Here is a 3,236-nt window from a genome sequence, read left to right as displayed (position 1 = left end):
CGTTTCGATTCATTGGGGGAGGCCGGGCGCCCGGCCCGGCACAGGAAAACCTACCAAAATCGGACTGGCCCGTGGTAGGCAGTTTCGATTGATCGGACGGCGCGGTGTTTTCTTTCTTTCGCACGCGCACTATAAGGAGCCGCGCAGCCGGCTCTTTGCCGTGCGACGCGTCTAAGACCAGACCCCGCGAGGCACAGATGTCTGTCCAGAACCAACGGCTCGTCGATTACTGCCGGTCGGGCCGCAAGAAGGTGAACGGCTGGTTTGCCCGCAACGATGCCGAGCTGTTCCTGCGCATCCTCGACCTGCAGCAGGAGCTCGGCGTGTCCGGCTCCGCGGTGGAGATCGGCGTCCATCACGGCAAGTCGTTCGTGCCCCTGTGCCTCGCCCTTCACGGGGGCGAAAAGGCGCTGTGCATCGACATCTTCGACGACCAGTCGCTGAACGTGGACAATTCCGGCCAGGGCAACCGCGCGGTGTTCGAGGCCAATCTCGCCAAGTTCGGCATCGACCCCGCGCGCACGATCATCCGCAAGGCCTCATCGCTCGACGTGACGCCCCAGGAGATCACCGAGGCGGTCGGCCCGGTGCGCTTCTTCAGCGTCGACGGCGGCCACTGGCACGACATCGTCATCAACGACCTGGACCTCGCGGCGGCGACGCTGGCGGAGGGCGGCGTGATCGCGCTCGACGACTTCCTGAAGCAGGCCTGGCCCGACGTGTCCTACGGCTTCTTCGACTGGCACCGCGAGAAGGGCCAGGATTTTGCGCCCATCGCCATGGGCACGTCCAAGCTCTACCTCGCCCGCAAGTCGTTCGCGCAGAAGTACCTCGACGGCCTGATGGCGAGCCCGGAGATCCGCGCGCGCATCTACAAGGTCTACCACTTCATGGGCGTGAAGGTGCCGGTGCTGATCGAGCCCTACCCCGCCTTCGTCATCGCCGCCAAGAACCGGCTCGCGGAGAACAACGGCGAACTGCTCGACAAGCTGCTGGCGCTCAAGCGCCGCTACATGTCCTGAAGCGTTACGGCGCCGTCTTGGCGCGCCGGGGCGTGGCCGGCGCGCGGCGGGCGATCTCCAGGGCGCGCTGCGACAAGGCGGCGAGATCGTCCGGATCGTCCATGGCGGCCTCGGGCACGCGCCAGTAGCTCATCACCGTGCGCCGGCCGTTGCTGGCCACGTAGCTGAAGGGCGCGGAGCCGCGCGCCTGAAGTTCCCGGGCGAAGTCCGCGTCGGCCTTCAGATAGAGCGCATCGCCCGCCTCCAGGGCGAACATCGCTCCCTGCCGATAGATGCCATGGCCGCCGAACAGGCGCCGCACCTCCACCGCGCCGAAGGCGGAGAAGAGATCGGCGAGGAATGCACGGTCCATGGCGCGCCTCAGGAGCGGATGAGGGCCAGAAGCTGCGCCGCGGCATCCATCTCGGTGCGGCGGGCGGCACGGCGGGCGGCGGCGGCTTCGTCCTCGCCCCACTGCTCGCGATTGAAGTCCTCGTCCACATGGGCCGCGTCCCACGCCGCCGGCGCATCGAGCGCGCCTTCCGCGACAGCAAGCGCCAGCAGCGCCGAACCCATCAGCGTGGTCATGGAATGCACCGCCGACAGCGCCAGCGGCTCGCGCGGGACCTGCTGCTCGACCTTCGCCAGCGCCTCCTCCGGCTGGGCGACATGGCGGATGCCCTGGGCGAGGTAGAAGCGTGCGCCATGCTGGTCGCGCATCCAGTCCAGAACGCCGTCCCAATGGTGCGCCTGCCTCTCCACCAGGGTCTGCGGCGCCTCGGCGCGATAGAATACGAGGTCGCTGCCGGCATAGCGCACCACCTCGTCCCGCACCGCCGCGATCTCCGGCGCCACCCGGTCGAGGGCGACGTTCACGAGCCGCGTCAACGGCATGGAGAAGGGGTCGATCTCCGCCCCCTGCGCTGCCCATTCCGCCGCCATGGCCTCGGCGAGCGCGCGGGTCGGCACCGCCAGAAGCGCGCGCGCCGGGGTGCGCACGGGACGGCCATCGAGCAGGATGGTGAAGCCGCCCTCCCCCTCGCCGACGCCCACGTCCTTGTAGAAGCGCTTGGGCAGCGGGGTCTTCTGGGCGGCGCGGGCGCGCGCCACCGGGTCCGCACCCGCCTCCAGATCGGCCATGATGTCGCGCATGCTCGTTCCTCCCGGCACAGGCTCAGACGGCCAGCGCGCCGCGCTGCGCCATCAGGGCGAAGGCGGCGCCGGGCACCTGCTCGAAGCGGTCCACCAGCAGGTGCGCACCTGCCCGCGTCAGCTCCTCGACCGGATGATAGCCCCAGGAACCCCCAGCGCCGCAGCGCCGGCGCCCGCGCCATGGCGATGTCGAAGCTGGTGTCGCCCACTACCACCGTGTCCTGCGGCCGCGCGCCCACCTCCGCCATCGCCTGGAGCACCATGGCGGGATGCGGCTTCGAGGGCGCGTCGTCGGCGGTCTGGATGGTGGCGAACCAGCCCACCATGTCATGCGCCGCCAGCACCCGGTCGACCCCGCGCCGCGCCTTGCCGGTCGCCATGCCGAGGATCACGTCCGGCTCCTGGCGCAGGGCGTCGAGCACCTCCCGGGCGGACGGGAACATGGGTTCCGGCGGCTCGCTGTCGCGCAGCCGCGTGAAGGCCAGCTTGTAGGCGTCGGCCATGGCGGCGATGGGATAGGCCGGATCGCCGCCCGAGAGCACGGCGAACGCCTCCGGCAGCGACAGCCCCACCACCGCCAGGATGCGGCCTCGCGCGACGGCGCCGCGGCGCCCTGCGCGGCGTGGGCATCGCGCATGGCGGCGACGATCAGATGCTGGCTGTCCACCAGCGTGCCGTCGCAGTCGAACAGAACCAGCTTCATCCCCCCACCGCCTTCATTTCTGGCTCATCTTCTGGGTCGCCACATCATAGAGCCACGTCTCCCCGGAGGGATCGACGAACACCACCTGCCGGAAGCCGCGCTGCTGGCACTGGCGCGGGAACGGCCCCGAGACGATGAGCTCGGCCGCGGTCTTGGCCGGGAAGTTGAACTTGATGGTCAGCACCGCCGCATCGTCGCCCGACGTCGCCACGGTGAGATCGAGCCCGTTGTCGATGAATTTCTGCTGGGTCTGCTTGGCAAAGGCCTTGCGCGATTCGATGTCGGCCGGGGTCGGCGCGGGCGGCGCATGCAGTGTCGGCAAAGGCAGCTTCGCCTCCCCGACGCCGCCCTCGGCCGGTCCCCGGCGCGGCGAGCGAGAG

Annotated in this window: 4 protein-coding genes and 2 pseudogenes; 1 reads left to right on the top strand and 5 read right to left on the bottom strand. The window is 69.8% G+C overall.

Going from position 1 to position 3,236, the window contains the following annotated elements; all coding sequences use genetic code 11:
• Positions 1 to 197 precede the first annotated feature (197 nt).
• Positions 198 to 1,022, top strand: a complete 825-nt coding sequence (locus AC2W7M_RS22615) for a class I SAM-dependent methyltransferase (protein ID WP_486135095.1) — start codon at positions 198 to 200, stop codon at positions 1,020 to 1,022.
• A 4-nt stretch (positions 1,023 to 1,026) separates the two neighbouring features.
• Here AC2W7M_RS22615 and AC2W7M_RS22610 read toward each other — a convergent pair whose 3' ends face one another.
• From AC2W7M_RS22610 to AC2W7M_RS22590, 5 genes and pseudogenes are all read right to left on the bottom strand, one after another.
• Entirely contained in the window at positions 1,027 to 1,374 is a 348-nt protein-coding gene (locus AC2W7M_RS22610; protein WP_486135094.1) for a TfoX/Sxy family protein, read from the bottom strand.
• An 8-nt stretch (positions 1,375 to 1,382) separates the two neighbouring features.
• Entirely contained in the window at positions 1,383 to 2,153 is a 771-nt protein-coding gene (locus AC2W7M_RS22605; RefSeq protein WP_486135092.1) for an ATP12 family chaperone protein, read from the bottom strand.
• 221 nt (positions 2,154 to 2,374) lie between these two features.
• A pseudogene (locus AC2W7M_RS22600) lies at positions 2,375 to 2,695 on the bottom strand (HAD family hydrolase); the annotation flags it as partial.
• A gap of 68 nt (positions 2,696 to 2,763) precedes the next feature.
• Positions 2,764 to 2,856 (bottom strand): annotated as a pseudogene (locus AC2W7M_RS22595) (HAD family hydrolase); the annotation flags it as partial.
• A 13-nt stretch (positions 2,857 to 2,869) separates the two neighbouring features.
• Positions 2,870 to 3,236 (bottom strand): hypothetical protein (locus AC2W7M_RS22590; RefSeq protein ID WP_486135090.1); only part of this gene is annotated, 367 nt, incomplete at its 5' end.

This window comes from Xanthobacter sp. BG11Y11_SDJG, assembly GCF_057364445.1.
Note: the sequence above shows the minus strand (reverse complement) of the source record. Positions and strands in the feature narration are given on the sequence as shown.

What these genes read in the sequence shown, in the direction of transcription:
- AC2W7M_RS22605 (WP_486135092.1), bottom strand. Translation starts at nt 2,153, where the DNA reads ATGCGCGACATCATGGCCGATCTGGAGGCGGGTGCGGACCCGGTGGCG.
- AC2W7M_RS22610 (WP_486135094.1), bottom strand. Translation starts at nt 1,374, where the DNA reads ATGGACCGTGCATTCCTCGCCGATCTCTTCTCCGCCTTCGGCGCGGTG.
- AC2W7M_RS22615 (WP_486135095.1), top strand. Translation starts at nt 198, where the DNA reads ATGTCTGTCCAGAACCAACGGCTCGTCGATTACTGCCGGTCGGGCCGC.